General features: G+C 63.6%; 21 protein-coding genes. 13 read left to right on the top strand and 8 right to left on the bottom strand.

Features of this window, described 5'->3' with window-relative positions; all coding sequences use genetic code 11:
- Positions 1-202 precede the first annotated feature (202 nt).
- From FNV92_RS30850 to FNV92_RS30835, 4 genes are all read left to right on the top strand, one after another.
- Entirely contained in the window at positions 203-1,270 is a 1,068-nt protein-coding gene (locus tag FNV92_RS30850; RefSeq protein ID WP_143843266.1) for a glycosyltransferase, read from the top strand.
- A gap of 38 nt (positions 1,271-1,308) precedes the next feature.
- Entirely contained in the window at positions 1,309-2,661 is a 1,353-nt protein-coding gene (locus FNV92_RS30845; protein WP_143843267.1) for an O-antigen ligase family protein, read from the top strand.
- 118 nt (positions 2,662-2,779) lie between these two features.
- Positions 2,780-3,925: a GNAT family N-acetyltransferase gene (locus FNV92_RS30840; protein WP_168213475.1), complete on the top strand. Its 1,146-nt coding sequence runs from the start codon at positions 2,780-2,782 to the stop codon at positions 3,923-3,925.
- A gap of 81 nt (positions 3,926-4,006) precedes the next feature.
- Positions 4,007-4,891, top strand: a complete 885-nt coding sequence (locus FNV92_RS30835; RefSeq protein WP_168213476.1) for a protein-L-isoaspartate O-methyltransferase family protein — start codon at positions 4,007-4,009, stop codon at positions 4,889-4,891.
- Between the two features lie 377 nt (positions 4,892-5,268).
- Here FNV92_RS30835 and wrbA read toward each other — a convergent pair whose 3' ends face one another.
- Both wrbA and FNV92_RS30825 read right to left on the bottom strand, forming a co-directional pair.
- Entirely contained in the window at positions 5,269-5,868 is a 600-nt protein-coding gene (gene wrbA / locus FNV92_RS30830) for an NAD(P)H:quinone oxidoreductase (RefSeq protein WP_015688644.1), read from the bottom strand.
- A gap of 43 nt (positions 5,869-5,911) precedes the next feature.
- Positions 5,912-6,610 (bottom strand): pirin family protein, encoded by a 699-nt coding sequence (locus FNV92_RS30825; protein WP_143843269.1) that lies wholly within the window; start codon positions 6,608-6,610, stop codon positions 5,912-5,914.
- A 158-nt stretch (positions 6,611-6,768) separates the two neighbouring features.
- On the opposite strand from FNV92_RS30825, the gene FNV92_RS30820 reads away from it, so the two are divergent.
- The gene (locus FNV92_RS30820; RefSeq protein ID WP_143843270.1) at positions 6,769-7,704 is read left to right on the top strand and encodes a LysR family transcriptional regulator; all 936 of its coding nucleotides are present in this window, start codon (positions 6,769-6,771) and stop codon (positions 7,702-7,704) included.
- A gap of 118 nt (positions 7,705-7,822) precedes the next feature.
- Here FNV92_RS30820 and FNV92_RS30815 read toward each other — a convergent pair whose 3' ends face one another.
- Positions 7,823-8,080 carry a hypothetical protein gene (locus tag FNV92_RS30815; protein ID WP_015688641.1) on the bottom strand — a complete coding sequence of 86 codons (258 nt, stop codon included), beginning with the start codon at positions 8,078-8,080 and terminating at the stop codon, positions 7,823-7,825.
- 160 nt (positions 8,081-8,240) lie between these two features.
- Here FNV92_RS30815 and FNV92_RS30810 point away from each other — a divergent pair, with 160 nt between their 5' ends.
- A complete protein-coding gene (locus FNV92_RS30810) occupies positions 8,241-9,227 on the top strand; it encodes a tripartite tricarboxylate transporter substrate binding protein (protein ID WP_143843271.1) in 987 nt (328 codons plus the stop codon).
- Positions 9,228-9,323: 96 nt separating this feature from the next.
- The gene (locus tag FNV92_RS30805) at positions 9,324-9,671 is read left to right on the top strand and encodes a hypothetical protein (protein WP_143843272.1); all 348 of its coding nucleotides are present in this window, start codon (positions 9,324-9,326) and stop codon (positions 9,669-9,671) included.
- 107 nt (positions 9,672-9,778) lie between these two features.
- Here FNV92_RS30805 and FNV92_RS30800 read toward each other — a convergent pair whose 3' ends face one another.
- The 3 genes from FNV92_RS30800 to FNV92_RS30790 all read right to left on the bottom strand — a co-directional run bounded on the left by FNV92_RS30800 (position 9,779) and on the right by FNV92_RS30790 (position 12,135).
- Positions 9,779-10,246, bottom strand: a complete 468-nt coding sequence (locus FNV92_RS30800) for a YbaK/EbsC family protein (RefSeq protein WP_143843273.1) — start codon at positions 10,244-10,246, stop codon at positions 9,779-9,781.
- A gap of 21 nt (positions 10,247-10,267) precedes the next feature.
- Positions 10,268-11,032, bottom strand: a complete 765-nt coding sequence (locus FNV92_RS30795; RefSeq protein ID WP_143843274.1) for a haloacid dehalogenase type II — start codon at positions 11,030-11,032, stop codon at positions 10,268-10,270.
- Between the two features lie 92 nt (positions 11,033-11,124).
- On the bottom strand, positions 11,125-12,135 hold the full coding sequence (locus tag FNV92_RS30790) for a zinc-dependent alcohol dehydrogenase family protein (protein ID WP_143843275.1): 1,011 nt from the start codon (positions 12,133-12,135) through the stop codon (positions 11,125-11,127).
- An 84-nt stretch (positions 12,136-12,219) separates the two neighbouring features.
- Here FNV92_RS30790 and FNV92_RS30785 point away from each other — a divergent pair, with 84 nt between their 5' ends.
- Both FNV92_RS30785 and FNV92_RS30780 read left to right on the top strand, forming a co-directional pair.
- The gene (locus tag FNV92_RS30785) at positions 12,220-12,567 is read left to right on the top strand and encodes a MerR family transcriptional regulator (RefSeq protein ID WP_143843276.1); all 348 of its coding nucleotides are present in this window, start codon (positions 12,220-12,222) and stop codon (positions 12,565-12,567) included.
- Positions 12,568-12,651: 84 nt separating this feature from the next.
- On the top strand, positions 12,652-13,362 hold the full coding sequence (locus FNV92_RS30780; RefSeq protein WP_143843277.1) for a sll1863 family stress response protein: 711 nt from the start codon (positions 12,652-12,654) through the stop codon (positions 13,360-13,362).
- A 104-nt stretch (positions 13,363-13,466) separates the two neighbouring features.
- Here the strand turns inward: FNV92_RS30780 and FNV92_RS30775 are convergent, their stop codons facing one another.
- On the bottom strand, positions 13,467-14,351 hold the full coding sequence (locus FNV92_RS30775) for a 4-hydroxyphenyl-beta-ketoacyl-CoA hydrolase (protein WP_015688632.1): 885 nt from the start codon (positions 14,349-14,351) through the stop codon (positions 13,467-13,469).
- A gap of 340 nt (positions 14,352-14,691) precedes the next feature.
- Here FNV92_RS30775 and ykgO point away from each other — a divergent pair, with 340 nt between their 5' ends.
- From ykgO to FNV92_RS30760, 3 genes are all read left to right on the top strand, one after another.
- Positions 14,692-14,817 carry a type B 50S ribosomal protein L36 gene (gene ykgO / locus FNV92_RS30770; protein ID WP_006611362.1) on the top strand — a complete coding sequence of 42 codons (126 nt, stop codon included), beginning with the start codon at positions 14,692-14,694 and terminating at the stop codon, positions 14,815-14,817.
- Positions 14,818-14,937: 120 nt separating this feature from the next.
- Positions 14,938-15,579 carry a tetratricopeptide repeat protein gene (locus tag FNV92_RS30765; RefSeq protein ID WP_041748555.1) on the top strand — a complete coding sequence of 214 codons (642 nt, stop codon included), beginning with the start codon at positions 14,938-14,940 and terminating at the stop codon, positions 15,577-15,579.
- Between the two features lie 124 nt (positions 15,580-15,703).
- On the top strand, positions 15,704-15,964 hold the full coding sequence (locus FNV92_RS30760) for a hypothetical protein (protein ID WP_143843278.1): 261 nt from the start codon (positions 15,704-15,706) through the stop codon (positions 15,962-15,964).
- 15 nt (positions 15,965-15,979) lie between these two features.
- On the opposite strand, the gene FNV92_RS30755 is transcribed toward FNV92_RS30760, so the two are convergent.
- Positions 15,980-16,162 (bottom strand): hypothetical protein, encoded by a 183-nt coding sequence (locus FNV92_RS30755; protein ID WP_015688629.1) that lies wholly within the window; start codon positions 16,160-16,162, stop codon positions 15,980-15,982.
- A gap of 331 nt (positions 16,163-16,493) precedes the next feature.
- Between FNV92_RS30755 and FNV92_RS30750 the strand changes: the two genes are divergently transcribed.
- Positions 16,494-17,450, top strand: coding sequence for an alpha/beta fold hydrolase (locus FNV92_RS30750; RefSeq protein ID WP_143843279.1), 957 nt, complete (start codon positions 16,494-16,496; stop codon positions 17,448-17,450).
- The last annotated feature ends 15 nt before the right edge of the window (positions 17,451-17,465 follow it).

Raw genomic sequence — 17,465 nt, 5'->3', positions numbered from 1 at the left:
TCGACGGCGATGCGATCGATCGCAACCTTGGCCGCTGCGAATGATACTCGCATTACGGCCAAATCGTTGCCGCGAAGACCTGCGCGACCGCGGTTTCGCGCAATAGCGTTAAGCTGCTGGCATTAAGCCTGTCGTAGATTTGGAGGAGTGCGGCAGCCGGTCTCATGCGAGAATGCGGGCCTGATTGCCGCGGATGGATCCAGTGCCCGCAAAGACATTCGACTACGATCCCGATGCCATGGTCCTCAACCTGTTCTACGAGGACAAGGACGATCGCTGGTTTCCCGGCGACCGGCATCTGCGGCGCATGGCGCGCCGCATGCTGCTGGGCGAGCCGCGCATGAGCGGTCAGCTTCGCGTGTTCCTCAATCTCTGTGCGGGGCTCGACCGGCTCGGTATCCGCTACCGCGTCAACGACTACCGCTATATCGCGCAGCATCCCGAAGAACTCGCCTGCATCGTCGGCCGCACCTTTCTGCTCGACAAGTTCGCGTGGAAGAACCCGATCCTGCTCGGGGTTGCCGCTCACAATCATCCGCTCGACGATCCCGACCTGTTCAAGCGTCTGCCGGTGAAGAAGGTCGTGGTGCCCGGCCCATGGTACGCCGACATGTACCGGCCGCACTGGCCCGACACGGAGGCTTGGCCGGTCGGTATCGACACGGATCTGTGGGCGCCGCCGCGCACCTCGCACAAGACCGTGGACGTGCTGATCTACGACAAGGTCCATTGGGACCGCGAGCGCTATGCGCCAGAGCTGATCGAGCCCGTCCGCGCGCGGCTCATCGCGGAGGGGCGCTCGTTCACGGAACTGCGTTACGGCAGCTACAAGGAGGAAGACTATCAGGCCGCGCTGGCGGGCGCACGTGCGATGATCTTCCTGTGCCAGAACGAGAGCCAGGGCATCGCCTATCAGCAGGCGTTGTCCTGCGGCGTGCCGGTGTTCGCCTGGGATCCCGGTGGACCGTGGCGGGACCCCGATTATTTCCCCCACCGCGTCCAGTTCGGGCCGGTGTCGTCGGTGCCGTATTGGGACGAGCGTTGCGGCGCCAGATTCCTCGACATTGCGGGATTCGAGGCCGGTTGGGCTGATTTTTGGGCCGGTTGCGCTGCCGGTACGTTCGATCCGCGCAGCTTCGTTCTCGACAATCTCACGCTGGAGCAACGAGCGCTGCAATATTACCAGATCGCGCAGAGCATCGTGCGGCAGCAGGCGGTGTCGCAGAGCTCCGGCATGCTGGTTGACGGATGCTTAACGAGGATGAGCTAGCAGTTGAAGCTTCCCCGGCTTCATCACTGTCTTGAACCATGGATCGCAGCGCTGCTGACATGACCGACGTCGAGGCCCGATCGTTCGGCCACGTTCTGCACGTCGGGCTTGCGGGGCTGAACGCCGTGCAGGCGGCGCGGTGCCTCATCGCGATCGCCGCGCTGCTCCTCGTGATGGTGACGCTCGATCCGTTTCCCGACCTGCGCAGTGAGGATGTTGCCACCGTCGTCAGCGGACGCATGGCGACGGCCTATATCGCGTGGGGCCTGCTGGCTGCGGTCGCGATGCTGCTTGTCGCGGCAACCGATGCGCCTTCCCTGAAGACCCTGGTGACGCCGCTGCACGTCTGCCTCGTCGGCTGGCTGTTGATCAACATCGCTTTCGCGGAGAACCGCGGCGTTTCGATGCAGCGCTTCGTGCTCGCGGTCAGTGTGACGACGCTCGCCGTCTTGTTGCCATTGCTGCCGCCGACGCAGCGCGCCTTCAACCTGTGCCTGGGCGCGGCCGCGCTCGTGCTGCTCGCGCTTTGCTATCTCGGCGTCCTCCTCGCTCCGCAATATTCGATCCACACCGCACTCGACGTCACCGAGCCGCAGCTCGCCGGCGACTGGCGCGGCAGTTTTGGCCACAAGAACATCGCCTCGCCGGTGATGACCGTCCTGGTCTATGTCGGCATCTATCTCTGCAGTGCAGGCTCGTTCGTGATGGGCCCGGCGATCGCCGCGCTGGCCGGCATCTTCCTGATCTTCACCGGCGGCAAGACCTCGTCGGTGCTGTGCCTTGCGATCTATGCGCTTGCGTCGCTGGTCTATGTGACGCGGAGCCTGTGGCTGAAGCGGATCTTGTGCTTCGTCCCGCTGATCGTGATGAATCTGCTGACGGTCGGAAGCGTCATGAGCCCGGCGCTCGGAGCCATCACGCGGCTGCTTCCTCTCGATCCCACCTTCACCGGCCGTTCCGACGTCTGGCAGTTCGCGCTGGCGGCCGTCGCGGAAAAGCCGATCATCGGCCACGGCTATGCGGCCTTCTGGGACGACGTCACCGCGCGGCAGACCGCCCAGGGCGCCGAATGGGCGACGAGCGCAGCGCACAGCCATAACAGCTATCTCGAACTGGCGGTCACCATCGGCCTGCCGGGGCTGCTGCTGGTGGTTCTCGTCTTCGTTCTCGCGCCGCTCCGCAATTTTCAGTCGGCCCAGGCTCGCAGCCGCAGTGGCGCGCTGGCCAAGTTGTTTCTGACCATATGGCTGTTCGGCCTGTACTACGGGGCCACCGAGACCTTCCTGCTCGAACGCCAGAATCCGATCTGGTTCATGTTCGCGCTGGCCGTGGCCGGCCTGCATTTCCTGGCCAGGTTCCAATGCGTCGACCAGATCACACCGGAGCGCTGACAACTTGTCGCAGCCGGGGCGGCGCTGGTGGCATCGGCTTAACGATAAGCCGTGACGTGACTTGTGGTCTGCGACAAAACATCTATCGGGAAACATTCAGTCATTGTATGCCCCGCAGATGACGTGTCTCAGCGTCGAGCAACCAGATGATCTTGTGTCCAGCACCCCGGGAATCGCTGTCGATTTCGTGCGTGACTGGCGGCAGGCCGAATCGCGGCTGAGCGCAGGCCATCGCACCGCGTTCCAGCATGGTTACTGGCTCGGCGCCTGGTACGAGGCGTTTGGCGACGTCACGCCGCTGATCGCTGTGATCTCCGATGTTGCGACCGGCAAGGACATTGCCGTGGTGCCGATGATCAGCCATGTCAGGCGTGGCATTCGCATCGTCGAATTCGCCGACCTCGGCGTCTCGGACATCAACGCACCGATCCTGGCGCCCGATGCCGCGCTGGATGCGGCGGCGACGGATGCGATCGGCAAGGCCCTCGTCGCTTCATTGCGCGCCTCGCCCGACCGCTTCGATCTGTTGCGTCTGAAGAAGATGCCGGCCCATGTCGGCGGCAAGCCGAATCCGCTGGTGTCGCTCGGTCGGGTCGGATCGTGCTCGCTCAACGGCAATCTCGTGCTGACTGGCGACGACTATGAGGATTATCGGGCGTCGCTCAGGCGCCTGCAGCTGCCGCGATGCTGGCGCGTCTTCAGCCGTCTTGGCAATGCGCGGTTCGAGATCGCCACCGATGTCGAGCGCGCGGGCGAGATCCTCGATGTGATGGACATCCAGCAAGAGGAACGGATGAGACAGCTCGGCTCGCCGTTCGTCCTCAACGACGATGCTCACGCCCGGTTCTATCGCGAGGTGGCGCGCCAGGGTGTTGCCGATGGCTATGCCGTCATCTCGGCGTTGGTTTGCGACAAGGGTATCGTCGCCACCACGTTCGGTGTCAGATACGGCGCTACGTATGTCCTGCTTCGCATCAGTCACGCCGGCAAGACCTGGGCGAATTTCTCGCCCGGGCTGCTCGCAACCGAACGCACCATTGCGGCGCTGCATGCGCAGGGCCTGCGCCGCTTCGATCTCAGCATTGGCAATCAGGATTATAAGCGCCGCCTCGGCGCCGAGCAGGTGCCGTTGACCGATGTCAGCGTCGCGTTGTCCTGGCGCGGCATGCCCTACGCGTGGCGCGACCATGCCGCTCAGGAGCTGCGTCGCCACCCCAGGCTCGCGGCTTATGCGGCGCGGTTGATGGGCAGGGGCGCGCGTTGAAGCGCGCACCGCCTTGAATTGCAGGGTCACTCGAATATCGCAATAGTTGTGTTACTGTCGCCTCCGTTTCCCGGAGGCGACATGGAAGATCGTTCGGCAAAATATCGCGCGTTCTATGCGCAGTTGATCTGTGCCGCGGCAAGGGCCACGGATCCCCGCATCGAGGAAGCTTTCCGCACCGTCAGGCGCGAACCTTTCGTCGGGCCCGGGCCATGGTCGATCTCTCTCGGCGGCCCCCCCTATGTGGTGACGCCCGATGACGATCCCGCCTTCCTCTATCAGAACACGTTGCTCGCGCTCGACAGCGCACGCGGCCTCAATATAGGCATGCCCGGCGCGCACGCCTATTGGCTCAGCGGCTGCGCCGTGAAGGAAGGCGAGACCGTGATCCAGATCGGCGCGGGCAGCGGCTATTACACCGCGATCCTGGCGTATCTCGCCGGTCCCGGCGGCCGCGTCCACGCCTATGAGATCGACGAACGTCTGGCGGGGCTCGCACGCGAAAATCTGAAAGATGTCCCTCATGTCGATGTGCGCGATCGCTCGGGCATCGCGTCCGATCTGCCCAAAGCCGACGTGATCTATGTCTGCGCGGGCGCGGCGCAACCGGCCACCGAATGGCTCGATGCCTTGCTGCCCAGCGGGCGGCTGGTGTTTCCGCTCGCGCCTGAGGGCATGCTCGGCGGCATGCTGATGATCACGCGCCCGGACAATGGTGCGATCTGGCCGGCGAAATTCCTTGGCCGCGCTCAATTCATCGGCTGCGCGGGCCTACAGAATGAGGATGCCGCCCGGCGACTGGCCGAGGCGTTTGCAAAGGGTTGGGAGGGCGTGCAATCGTTGCGGAGGGACGGCGTTCCCGACGAGACCTGCTGGTTCGCCGGTGAAGGATGGTGGCTGTCGACGGCAGCGGCGCCGGTCGTTACGGACCCAATCAGGCCCCACGCAGACATCACGCAGGCTTAGAGCGTGTCGCGAAGTGGATACCGGTTCGCGTCAAGAAAACGCGTCAAAACGAATGTAGTGCTTCAGTTCTGATTCAATCAGAACCGAAAATGCTCGAGTGAGCGACCGATGCGTCACGTCTTCGCGCAGCCGGCGCAGTGAAAACGGCCGCGCGAGGCGCGAAACAGGCTGCGGCAATACTAGCGCCGCGCCAATGCCTGGGCGGGCCTGCGGATCATATGCGCGATCAACAAGAGTTCGAAAGCCATTCGTATCGCTTTTTGGTGAAATTTCCTGCTGACATAAATGGGGCGGCATCCTCGAATGAGAATGCCGCCCGCGTCGCATCAGCCATGCAGCCGGTCGTAGAGTTTCACTGCGAGGCTTAGCCGTGCAGCCTAGCCATGCAGCTTCTTGGCGGTCTCCGCGATCTGGCGGCCCTGGTAGCGCGCGCCGGCGAGTTCATTGGCGCTGGGCTGGCGGCTGCCGTCGCCGCCGGTGATCGTGGTCGCACCGTACGGCGCGCCGCCGGTGACTTCGTCGAGCTTCATCTGGCCGGCAAAGCCGTAGTTCATGCCGACGATCACCATGCCGAAGTGCAACAGGTTGGTGATGATCGAGAACAGCGTGGTCTCCTGGCCGCCATGCTGGGTCGCGGTCGCGGTGAATGCGCCGCCGACCTTGCCGTGAAGGGCGCCCTTGGCCCAGAGCCCGCCGGCCTGGTCGAGGAAGTTCGCCATCTGCGAGGCCATCCGGCCGAAGCGGGTGCCGGTGCCGACGATGATCGCGTCGTAATTGGCGAGGTCTTCGATCTTGGCGACAGGCGCGGCCTGGTCGACCTTGTAGTACGAGGCTTTCGCGACCTCGGCCGGCACCAGTTCGGGCACGCGCTTGATGTCCACCGTGGCGCCGGCTTCGCGGGCGCCTTCGGCGACGGCGTTCGCCATCGCTTCGATGTGGCCATAGGCGGAATAATAGAGGACGAGAACTTTGGTCATCGGTGGTCTCCGTTGTGTTGGCTTGATTGCTGGTTGTCGGGTGTCACGCGGCGTCGACGAGCACGAGCTCGGAGTCTTCCAGAGCAGTGATCTTCAGTTTCTCCTCGTCGCGGATGGCGGCGCCGTCGCGGGCGTTGACGCGGACGCCGTTGATCTCGACTGCACCCGCTGCGGGCACCAGATAGAGGTGCCGCGACTTCTGCGGCTCGTACTCCGCGCTCTCGCCGGCCTTCAGCGTGGTGGCAAGCACCCGCGCATCGGCGCGGATCGGCAGCGCGTCGGCGTCGCCTTCGAGGCCGCTCGCGATGGTGACGAGCTTGCCGGAGCGGTCCGCCTTCGGGAACGGCTTCGAGCCCCAGGTCGGCTGTCCGCCGCGCGCGGTCGGCTCGATCCAGATCTGGAAGATACGTGTCTTCGTCGGCTCCAGATTGTACTCGGAGTGACGGATGCCGCTGCCGGCACTCATCACCTGCACGTCGCCCGCCTCAGTGCGGCCCGCGTTGCCGAGGCTGTCCTGATGAGTGATCGCGCCCTCGCGCACGTAGGTGATGATCTCCATGTTGGCGTGGGGATGAGCGGGAAAGCCGGTGTTGGGCGCGATCTCGTCGTCGTTCCAGACCCGCAGGACGCCATGACCCATATTGTTCGGATCATAGTGGCTTGCGAAGGAGAAATGATGCTTGGCCTTGAGCCAGCCGTGATCGGCGCCGCCGAGCTTGTCGAAAGGTCTGAGTTCGATCATTTGCGTGATCCTTGTTTGATCCTGACGTCTCGGGCACCGAGGCCGCCGTTGACGTCGAGCACCTCATGACCCCTTGGATAGGCCTCCGGCTGTGGTATAGAAATAGAAACTATTGAAACGCATTGTTTCTCAAATTACCCCTGATGGATCCCCGCCCCATGGCAAAACTCCCCGATTTCGAGGCGCTCGCGATTTTCGCAAAGGTCGTGGAATTACGGTCGTTTGCGGGGGCCGCAAGCGAGCTTGCGATGTCCAAGGCGACGGTGTCCAAGGCGGTGACGCGGCTGGAGGAGCGGCTCGGCGCCCGGCTGTTCAACCGCACCTCGCGCCGGCTCGCCCTGACCGATGCCGGACACAAGCTCGCCGAACGCGCCACGCGCCTGCTCGTCGACGGTGAGGCAGCCGAGAACGAGGCGCTGGCGCAATCGGTGGCTCCGCGCGGGCTGGTGCGGCTCGCCGTGCCAATGACGTTCGGGATCAAGGCGGTGGCCCCGCTGCTGCCGGAGTTTTTCGAGGCCTATCCGGAAGTCTCGGTCGACCTGCATTTGAGCGATGCGACCGTCGATTTGATCGGCGAGGGTTTTGACATGGCGGTGCGGATCGCGCGGCTGCCGGACTCCTCGCTGATCGCGCGGCGCCTCTTCACCATGCCGCGCTTCACGGTGGCGGCGCCGTCCTATCTCAAGAAGCACGGTCGGCCGACGCATCCGATGCACCTGGCCGAGCACAAATGCTTCGCTTACGCCTATCTCTCGACGCCCAATGTCTGGCACTACACCAATTCGGCCGGCGAGCAGGCCAGCGTGCGTCCCGGCGGCCAGCTACGCGTCAACAATGGCGAGGCGGTGATGCCGGCGCTGATCGCCGGCCTCGGCATCGCCGAGCTTCCGGAATTCATCGTCGGCGAGGCCATCTCGTCCGGCGAGGTCGAAGTGATCCTGAAGGACTGGAAACAGGCCGAAGGCGCCGTGCACCTCGTGACCCCGCCCGGTGGCCCGCGCCCCGCGCGCGTCGAAGCGCTTGGCGATTTTCTCGCGGCGAAATTGCCGGGCACCTGCAAGCGGCGGCCGCGCGGGAAGGTGAAGGCGTCGTAGAGCGAGCAGTTCTCAAAGTACCGGTCATTGCGAGCGAAGCGAAGCAATCCAGAGTGTCTTCCGCAGAGGGATTCTGGATTGTTTCGTCGCAAGCGCTCCTCGCCATGACGGAGCTTGACTACGACACTTTCACGCCATCTCTTGCAACAACCCGCAAGCTTGGTTTCAGCGTCTCTTCAAGTTGCGATTTCAACTCGTGCACACGCGGATCGGTGGAGCGCGCCGCGCACACCGCATATTGATGCACCGATTGCGCCAATGCGTTGCGCGCTTCCGGCGTTCGCGTCAATTCGGGCTTTGACAGCCGCAGGACGATGGCAGCGAGATTCACCAGCATCTCGTCGAGGGCAACGTCGATGGTCGCAAGCTTTCCCATGGCACACTCCCTGACCCGCGGATCTGGGAAGGCAACGGTGGCTTTGATGCGGCGTTCCCCGGCGCGGGGCGAACATGGATAACGTTTCGTTAACGGCTTGTTCTTGCCGAGCACTCCGCTAGGCTGCCGAAACAAGAAAAAATCCGGGGAGGGACCTGCCATGGACCGACGCGATCTCCTGCGCGCCGCTGCCGCACTGCCGTTGTTGCGCGCCGCGTTACCCGGCCAAGCCTTCGCGCAAACCTATCCGGTGCGCAACATCACCATGATCGTGCCGTTTCCGGCCGGCGGGCAGGCCGATCTTGCCGCACGTCCGGTGGCGATGGCGCTGGAGCGGATCCTCGGCAAGCCCGTCATCGTCGACAACCGCGCCGGAGGCGGCGGCGGATCGGTCGGCAATGCCGCGGCTGCGCGCGCCGAGCCCGACGGCTACACGCTGCTGATGACATTGTCCTCGCTTGCGGTGCTCCCGGAAGCCGACCGGCTGTTCGACCGTCCCGCCGCCTACGAGGTCTCGCAGTTCATGCCGATCGCGCGCGTGCTGGCTGACCCGACCTTGCTCGCGGTGCCGGCCTCGTCGCCATGGAAGACCGCGCGGGAGTTCGTCGAGGACGCCAGGAGGCGCCCGGGCCAGATCACCTATGGCTCGTCAGGTCCCTACGGCACGCTGCACGTGGCGATGGAGATGTTCGCGAGCAGCGCCGATATCAAATTGCTGCACGTGCCGTTCCGCGGCGCGGGGCCGGCGTTGACCGCGTTGCTCAGCGGCACGGTGCAGGCGATCGCAGCCGCACCCGGCACGCTGAAGCCGCAGGTCGACGACGGCAAGTTGCGCGTGCTCGGCAATTGCGGCGCCCAGCGCATCGCGAGCTTCCCCGATGTGCCGACCTTCCAGGAGCTCGGCTACAAGGATGTCGAGATGTACATCTGGGCCGGCTTGTTCGCGCAGAGCTCGCTGCCGGCGCCGGTCGCGACCCGCCTGCGCGAGGCGATGGCGCAGGTGATGATGAGCCCCGATGTGCTCAAGGCTTTCGACACCTCCGGCAGTCTCGTCGCCTATCAGGATGCGCCGGCCTTCTCCGCGTTCATCGCCGCCGACAGCGCGCGGCTGATCGCGGCTGTGAAGAAGATCGGCAAGGTGGAGTAGGTCCAGGCGCGCTTCACATTTAGTTGTAGGGCCAGAACCGGCTGCCGCCTCATTGATTGGTGAAAATCGATCGGTATCGACGAGAAGGATCTGGACATGCGAACAGAGCGGATTGCGCTGGGTGTCGCGCTCGCCATCGGCGGCATCGTTGCGCAGAGCGCTGCCTCCGCCGAAGAGTATCGCGGAACCATGGAACAACAGATGGCGTGCACACCGGATGTGTGGCGTCTGTGCAGCGACCAGATTCCGGATGTGAGCCGCATCACGGCCTGCCTGCAGCAGAACACGCCGCAGCTTTCGAGAGGCTGCCGTGCCGTGTTCGAGTCCAACAACCAGATGTCGCCGCAGCAGCAGGTTCCGCGCAACCGTGCGGCGCCGACGCCGCGCTACAATGCGCCGCCGCCTCCCGCGGCCCAGCCGCAGCCTTACGACGACGATGATTAGCGTTGGCTAGAGCATGATCCGGAAAAGTGTGAAGCGGTTTTCTGAAAAGATCATGCTCGAACAAGGAGCTAAAGCACGATGACAACTCATCCGAATCTCATCGCGCTTTAGGGTCTGCTCTCGCAGACGTCGACCCATTCGGCGCCGACGAGTTCGGCCATCCGGTCGGGCGCAATGCGCACCGCGCTGTGGGTCGAGCCCGCGGCGGGAACGACGATGTCGAACGCCTTCAGCGACACATCGCAGTAGATCGGCAGCGGCGATTTCAGCCCGAACGGGCAGACGCCGCCGACCTCGTGGCCGGTGATCTCGGCGACCTCTTCCAATCCCAGCATCTTCGGCTTGCCGCCGAATTGCGCCTTCACCTTCTTGTTGTCCATCCGCGACGTGCCGGCGGCGACGATCAGGATCACCCGCTCGCCGATGCGCAAGCTCAGCGTCTTGGCGATCCGGCCGGGTTCGACGCCGTAGGCCTCGGCGGCCAGCGGCACCGTGGCCGAGCTGATCGGCGATTCAATCACTGATATGTCGGGGGCTTTCTCGGCAAAGAAGGCGCGAACGGATTCCAGGCTCATTCCAGTCAGCTCAGTCCAGTTTTATCGGCGGGCGGCGATCCCCGGGGCATCCACGGAGATGATCCCGGCCAGCTCCGACAGCGAACGGATGCGAAAATCCGGCGCAAAGCCGAGCTCGTCCATCTGGGTGCGGATCGCCTTGAACATGGTCAGCGGTGCCACGAGTTCGTTCTCGACGCAAGCCAGCGCCATCGCCTCCGGCGTCACCCGTTCGATCCAGGCGACGTTGAGGCCGAACGACTTCGCACCCGCAACGTCCCAGGGATTGGAGGAGATGAACAGCACCTCGTCCGGCGTGGTGCCGAGCACCTCGCCGATCAGCTCGTAGGCTTCCGGGCTCGGCTTGAAGATCTTCTTGGCATCGACGCTGATGGTGGCGTCCAGCAGGCGGTCGAGGCCGGAGTTGCGCACCAGCGTATTCAGCATGTCCGGGCTGCCATTGGAAAGGATGGCAAGCTTGCGCGGTTTCAGCGCGGTAAGCGCGCTTGCTGCATCCGGATAGAGATCGAGATGCAGGTACTTTTCGATCACGCGCTCGAACGTAACAGGGTCATAGGCAAGGCCGAGCAGGCGCAGCGTATACGCAAGCGAGTCGCGCGTGACCGCTGCAAAATCCTGGTAGCGCCGCATCAGCGAGCGCAGCCAGGTATATTCGAGCTGCTTGATCCGCCAGACCTGTGTAATGATCTCGCCGTAGCCCGGAAACGCATCCTCGGTAATCTCCGCGACCGACTGGATGTCGTAGAGCGTTCCGTAGGCGTCGAAGACGACGGCTTTGATGCTCAAGGGATGGGTCCTCCGGGCGTTGCGGTCGCAAGGACTATATAAGCCCTGCGATTTCGATCCAAGGAGCGAGGTCGAATTGGGCGCCTTGGCTCCTAAAGCTCGACGACGACCTTGCCGAAATGTGAGCCGGTCCGGAGGTAAGCATAGGCCTCGGGTGCTTCGTCGAAGCCGTAGACCCGATCGATGATCGGGTGGATCGCCTGTTCGGACAGGAAGCCGTTCATCGCGGTGAAATGTTCGACCGATCCGACGGTGACACCGATAATGTCGGCATTCTCCCACTGAAGGCGCGCGAGATCGGGCTTCGGACCGAACCCCGTCAACACGCCAATTTGAACGATCTTGCCGCCCGACGCGACCGATCGCAGCGATCGGTCATAGGTGCCGGGACCGCCGAGTTCGAGGATATGGCTGACGCCTTCGCCATTCGTCGCTTTCATCAGCGCAACATCCCAGTCAGGGGTGTCGCGGTAGTTGATGAGGATCGAGCCGCCCAGCGCCTTGGCGCGCGCGAGCTTTTCATCCGAGGACGAGATCACGATCGCGCGCGCTCCCAGCGCCGCCGCGAATTGAAGTCCGAACAGCGCGACGCCACCCGTTCCCTGGACCAGCAGCGTATCGCCTTTGCCCATCTGGCCGCGTGCAATGAGGCCATGGAAAGCAGTGACGCCGGCACAAGGCAAGGTCGCGGCTTCGAGTGAGGACAAATGCGCCGGCACCGAAACGAGCGCATTTGCCGGTAGCACGACATACTCCGCCAGCATTCCGTCCATCGTGTTGCCACCAAGGGATGACGGGACATAGCTGGCCTTGAACGGCCCCGAGATCCAATCGCGAAAGAACGATGCCGCAACGCGGTCTCCGACCCGCCATTGCGTGACGCCGGCGCCGATGGCGTCAACGACGCCTGCACCGTCGGAGAGTGGCACGCGGCCGTTGAGCCCACCTTGGCCCACGCGGTCGAGGATCAGGAGGTCGCGGTAGTTCAGACTGACGGCTTCGACCCGGATGCGGACCTCGCCATTGGCGGGTTCGGGTTTGCTGACCTCGGCTCGCAAAAGGCCAGCGCCACCGGCTTGGCCATTCAAATGATAGGCTTTCATCGTAGCTCCCTCTCAAGCGGCATTCACTTGGATGAGCCGAGTCTGTAAGGTCTGACAGCGCTGTGAGGGTCAAGAGGTTCTCAGATGAAAATTGGCGAACTTGCCCGGAGGACGGGAGTGAGCATTCGAATGCTGCGCTACTACGAAGCCGAAGGGTTGCTGGCGCCGTTGCGGACCGCGGCTGGCTACCGCGACTATGGCCCGGCGGACGAGGAGACTGTGCGGCGGATCAAGATGCTTGGTGCCGCCGGCATGACGCTCGAAACGATCCAGCGATTGCTGCCCTGTGTGCGCAACAACGACCCGGCGTTCACGCCCTGCAACGAGTTGCGAAGAATACTCGCCCAGCAGGTCGGACTGATCGATGAGCGCATCGAGACGCTCAGCCAGAGCCGGACAATTCTGGCCGGCTTTCTGGCAAGTGTGAACTGATCGGCCGCGCGAGTGAGACTGTAGTCCACTCGCGGGGGCGCCTCACTGTAGTCAGTGCGCTTCACCAGACGGACTGCACCTCGTGTGCCGCTGACGAAGCGAACGACGCGCGTTGACTCACGTCAAGAAGGAGCCCGGCGCCGCGTGCTAGTCGAAACATCGGGGCGGTACCATTCGAACCATGGACATGAAACAATGGTTACGCAAAGCAACATCAACTTCTTCACGAATTGGGGAAAGGAGCGTCTCGGCGAAATGGAGGCAACGGTGACCTCATTCCAGGCCAAGGCCGCCGAGGTGCAGTCCGATCTCAGTGAGAAGGCCACCAAAGTTCTGGCCGATCTCTGCAAGCAGCGGGATGAATTCCGCGACACCCTGAAGAAGCAGTCGGAGGCGGGCGAGGCGGCCTGGACCGAGACGAAATCGAAAATGGAAGCCGACTGGCGCGTGTTCGAGACCGAGGCCGGAAAGTACGTCGAAAGCTTCGGCAAGCAGCTCGAGCAGCAACAGGCGACGTTCAAGCTTCAGGCGGATGCGCAGCTCAAGGCGTGGCGCGAAGCCGCCGACAAGCTCGGCAGCGATGCCGGGAAGTTCGCTTCCGAGCGTCGGGCGGACATCGACGTTGCGCTGAAACGCATGAATGCCGATGCGGCCGAGGCGGAGAAGAAACTGGAGAAGCTGAAAGAGGCAGGGGCCCACTCGTGGTCCGCACTCATGACCGCCTTGACCGAAACGCGCCTTGCCTTCGATCGTGCCAACGAGGCGGCGCGGGAAGCTTTCAAGCGAGCAGCCTGATCAGGCGCGGTGAACTTCCGGAGACCGCCGCCAGGCGGTCTCCTTGGCTTGCCGTCGGTGGCTCGAGCGTTGCTCTGCCACGCCAGGGGCCGCCTCAGCGTCCGCTAGATCCCCAGCAGCTTCCTTGCGTTGGCCTTCAACACCTTCGGCCGGATCTCGTCGCGGATCTCGATCTTGGCGAAGTCCGCCAGCCAGCGGTCCGGCGTGATCACCGGCCAGTCGGAACCGAACAGCATCTTGTCCTGCAGGATCGAGTTGATGTAGCGCACCAGGATCGGCGGGAAATATTTCGGCGACCAGCCGGAGAGGTCGATATAGACGTTCGGCTTGTGGGTCGCGACCGACAGCGCTTCTTCCTGCCAGGGGAAGGAGGGGTGGGCGAGGATGATCTTGAGGTCGGGGAAATCCGCCGCGACGTCGTCCATGTACATCGGGTTGGAATATTTCAGCCGCATCCCCATGCCGCCGGGCATGCCCGAGCCGACGCCGGTCTGGCCGGTGTGGAACAGCGCGATCGCGCCGCCATTGTTGATCTCTTCGTAGAGCGGGTAGGCCATGCGGTCGTTGGCATAGAAGCCCTGCATGGTCGGGTGGAATTTGAAGCCGCGGACGCCGTATTCCTCGATCAGCTTGCGCGCCTCGCGTGCGCCGAGCTTGCCCTTGTGCGGATCGATCGAGACGAAGGGGATGAGGACGTCGAGATGGTCGGAGGCGGCCTCGATCATCTCGTAATTGTTGTAGCGGCGGAAGCCGGTCTCGCGCTCGGCGTCGACCGGGAAGATCACCGCGGCGATGTTCTTGGAGCGGTAGTAGGCCGCGGTTTCCGGCACGGTCGGCGGATGCTTGTTCGGCGACTTGAAATAGTCGGCCATCTGCGCCTGGAAATCGTCATAGCCGTCGTCGGGATGGCAGCCGCAGGGCTCCTCGGCATGGGTGTGGATGTCGATCGCGACGACATCGTCGATATTCGGCAGCTTGAGCTTCGGCATTGGTTTCCTCCCGACCGGTTGCAAATTGATTATATGATATAACGAATTTGGCAAGGCGTTGCGGGCGGCAAAACCGCAGCCAGCGGAAGTCTTTGCTGTGCCTGGCCTCGGATCAGGCAGATCGGCTCGATCCGGACGCTTTTACTGTGCATGGGGTTGTTTTGAAGAATTTGCTGGCCCGGAACCGGGCGGTTAACATTGACATCACCTCCCGGCATGCCTTAAGAACCGCCCCGTCCCGGGCGGTTGTCCGCCAGCGGGGAAAATCTCATTTTGCCACATTCGCGCGTGCCGAAACGGTAGTGCCGAACACGGCCTTTCGAACGTTCAGGATTCTGCCATGAAGGTCCGTAACTCGTTGAAATCGCTGCGCGGTCGCCATCGCGCCAACCGCCTGGTCCGCCGCAAGGGCCGGGTCTATGTGATCAACAAGGTGCAGCGCCGGTTCAAGGCTCGCCAGGGCTGAGCTTTGGGCGGCTGATCCTGCCCTGCCGGACGCCGCTGCGCCCCGCAAGACCACTGTCTCACACGAGTTTGACGCCGCCTTTGCTTTGCAAGGGCGGCTTTACGCGTTTAGACTTTCGCCATGGCAGTGAGATTCCGCTTCGCGCGCACCTTGTGTTTGGCCCTTGTGTTGGGGACCGCCGGCCTTGCTCCGGCCCTGGCACAGACCGTTCAGCCGGCCCCGCCCGGCAAGCAGCAGAAGAAGCTGCCTGAAGCGCCGGCCAAGCTGCCGAAGGTCGATCGCAACAAGAACATCGATTTCCTGTTCGGCGCGCTGAAGGCCGCCCCCGACGAGGCCAGCGCCAAGCACGTCGAGGCGCGGATCTGGGCGATCTGGATCCAGACCCCGAGCGACACGGCATCGCTGCTGATGGCGCGGGCCAAGACCGCGGTCGACGCGCAGAAGATCGATGTGGCGATCAAGCTGCTGGATTCGGTCATCAAGCTCAGGCCCGACTACATCGAGGCCTGGAACCGGCGCGCCACGCTCTACTACATGCAGAACGATTATGGCCGTTCGCTCGCCGACATCCGCGAGGTTCTGATCCGCGAGCCCCGCCATTTCGGCGCGCTCGCAGGGCTCGGCATGATCATGCAGGAAGTCGGCGACGAGAAGCGCGCGCTCGAGGCCTACCGCAAGGCGCTCGCCATCAATCCGCACCTCGACAAGATTCCCGATCAGGTCAAGTCCCTGACCGAGAAGGTCGAAGGCCGCGACATCTAGCCGAGAACTCGATCATTTCTTGAGTGAACGCGGCGTCTCCGGATTAACCACGATCGCAGGCGCGGCGTCGCGAGGGCTATTGCGAAGACTGCCGCAGGCCTACCTGCATTGCAGGAGCAAAGCCATGAAGCGTTTGATCTTTGCGGGTAGCTTGCTGCTCGCGTCGGGGACGATGAGCCTCGCCGACGGACTGTTCTGGGTGGTCGGCAACCGCGCCACCGGCAAATGCAACATCGTGACCAGCAACCCCGTGATCATCGGCGACATCTGGTTCGGTGACGGCCCCTACAAATCCATGGCCGACGCCAAGCTTGCCCGCTCGACGATTCGCGCCTGCCCCGCCGTCACCCCCGACGAGGAAAAGGCAGAAGACAGCGCCAATTAGGTCGTTGCCGTCACGTCAATGCAGGACGCTGCCGCCGCGTTCGGCCAGGCCCTGATCGGCGGCCGCCGCGTAAGCCTTCGCAAGTTCCGCCTCGAGATGCTCGTTGATCAGGAGCAGCGCCCGGACGGCGCCGCGCAAGTCGCCGTTACAGCTCGCCACGATCTCGTCGATCGCCGTATCTTTCGATCTCAAGCTCATCGAAAATTCTCCGGTTCAAACCAGGATAAATCCTGCCGGCCTGTCCCGCATCCCCTGGGGTTGCGAGGAGGATCGGCACCCATCCGGGTCTAAATGGCGGAACCGACCGTGGCGATTATAAGGAAACCGCGATGACGACTGCATGAAGCTGGCCCGGGGCTTGCGGGTCCCTGAGGAGGGGTATTGATTCTATTGAGCTTTTAGTTCGGAAATTATGCACATATCCACAACCCGGCCCGTTTCCAGTGGACGTGCTAAGCCCCGCTTGTGCGAAACCGCCTCCTGCGAGACCCGTAACTGCGATGTGCCCAGGATTGCCCGGACCCTCTCCATGATCGTGATCTCAGTCGTGACGGCGCTGGCCCTGCTGGCGCTGGTCACGCAGGCCGGAATCGTCGCCGTGCAACGCGCTCATCCGCCTCAGGGCCGGATGATCGAGGTCGATGGCGCGACGCTTCACGTCGTCGATATCGGCCCGCGCGATTCCGGCGTGCCGATCGTGATGCTGCATGGCGCGAGCTCCAATCTCGAAGCGATGCGGCGTCCTCTCGGCGACCTCCTCGCCAGGGACCATCGCATCATCCTGATCGACCGTCCCGGCCATGGCTGGAGCACGCGCGCACGGCGGCAGGATTCGACGCCGGGCATCCAGGCGCGAATGATCGATGAGGCGCTGGGCAAGCTCGGGATCGATCGCGCGGTCTTCGTGGTGCATTCCTGGAGCGGTGCGCTCGGCACGCGGATTGCGCTCGATCATGCCGGCCGCGTCGCCGGTCTGGTGATGCTCGCGCCGGTGACCCATCCCTGGCGCGGAGGTGTCGGCCGCTACAACGAGATCATCGCAACACCCGTGATCGGGCCGCTGCTCGCCTACACCGTCACGCTGCCGCTCGGCTATTTCGTTGCCGAAGCCGGCGCGCGCAGTGTCTTCCTGCCGCAAACCATGCCGGACGGTTTCGTGAAGGACTCCGCGACGCCGCTGCTGCTGCGCCCGCGTGAGTTCATCGCCAATGCCTATGATCTTGTGACGCTGAAGGAGGCGGTCGCCGCGCAGGCTCCGCGCTATGCCGAGATCGTAGCGCCGGTCACGATCATCGCTGGCGAGCCCGACAAGACGGTGTCCACCAACATCCACGCGCGCCCGTTCGCAGCCATGGTGCCGAATGCAAAGCTGATCGTGCTGCCCCATCTTGGCCACATGGTGCAGAACGCGGTGCCGGACCTTGTGAAGGCGGAGATCGAGACGATGATCCGCCACATCGTCCCGGCGCAGGCGGCCGCCGATTAGCGGCCGCCCCTTGGC

This window comes from Bradyrhizobium cosmicum (assembly GCF_007290395.2).
GTDB classification, from domain to species: Bacteria; Pseudomonadota; Alphaproteobacteria; order Rhizobiales; family Xanthobacteraceae; genus Bradyrhizobium; species Bradyrhizobium cosmicum.
Note: the sequence above shows the minus strand (reverse complement) of the source record. Positions and strands in the feature narration are given on the sequence as shown.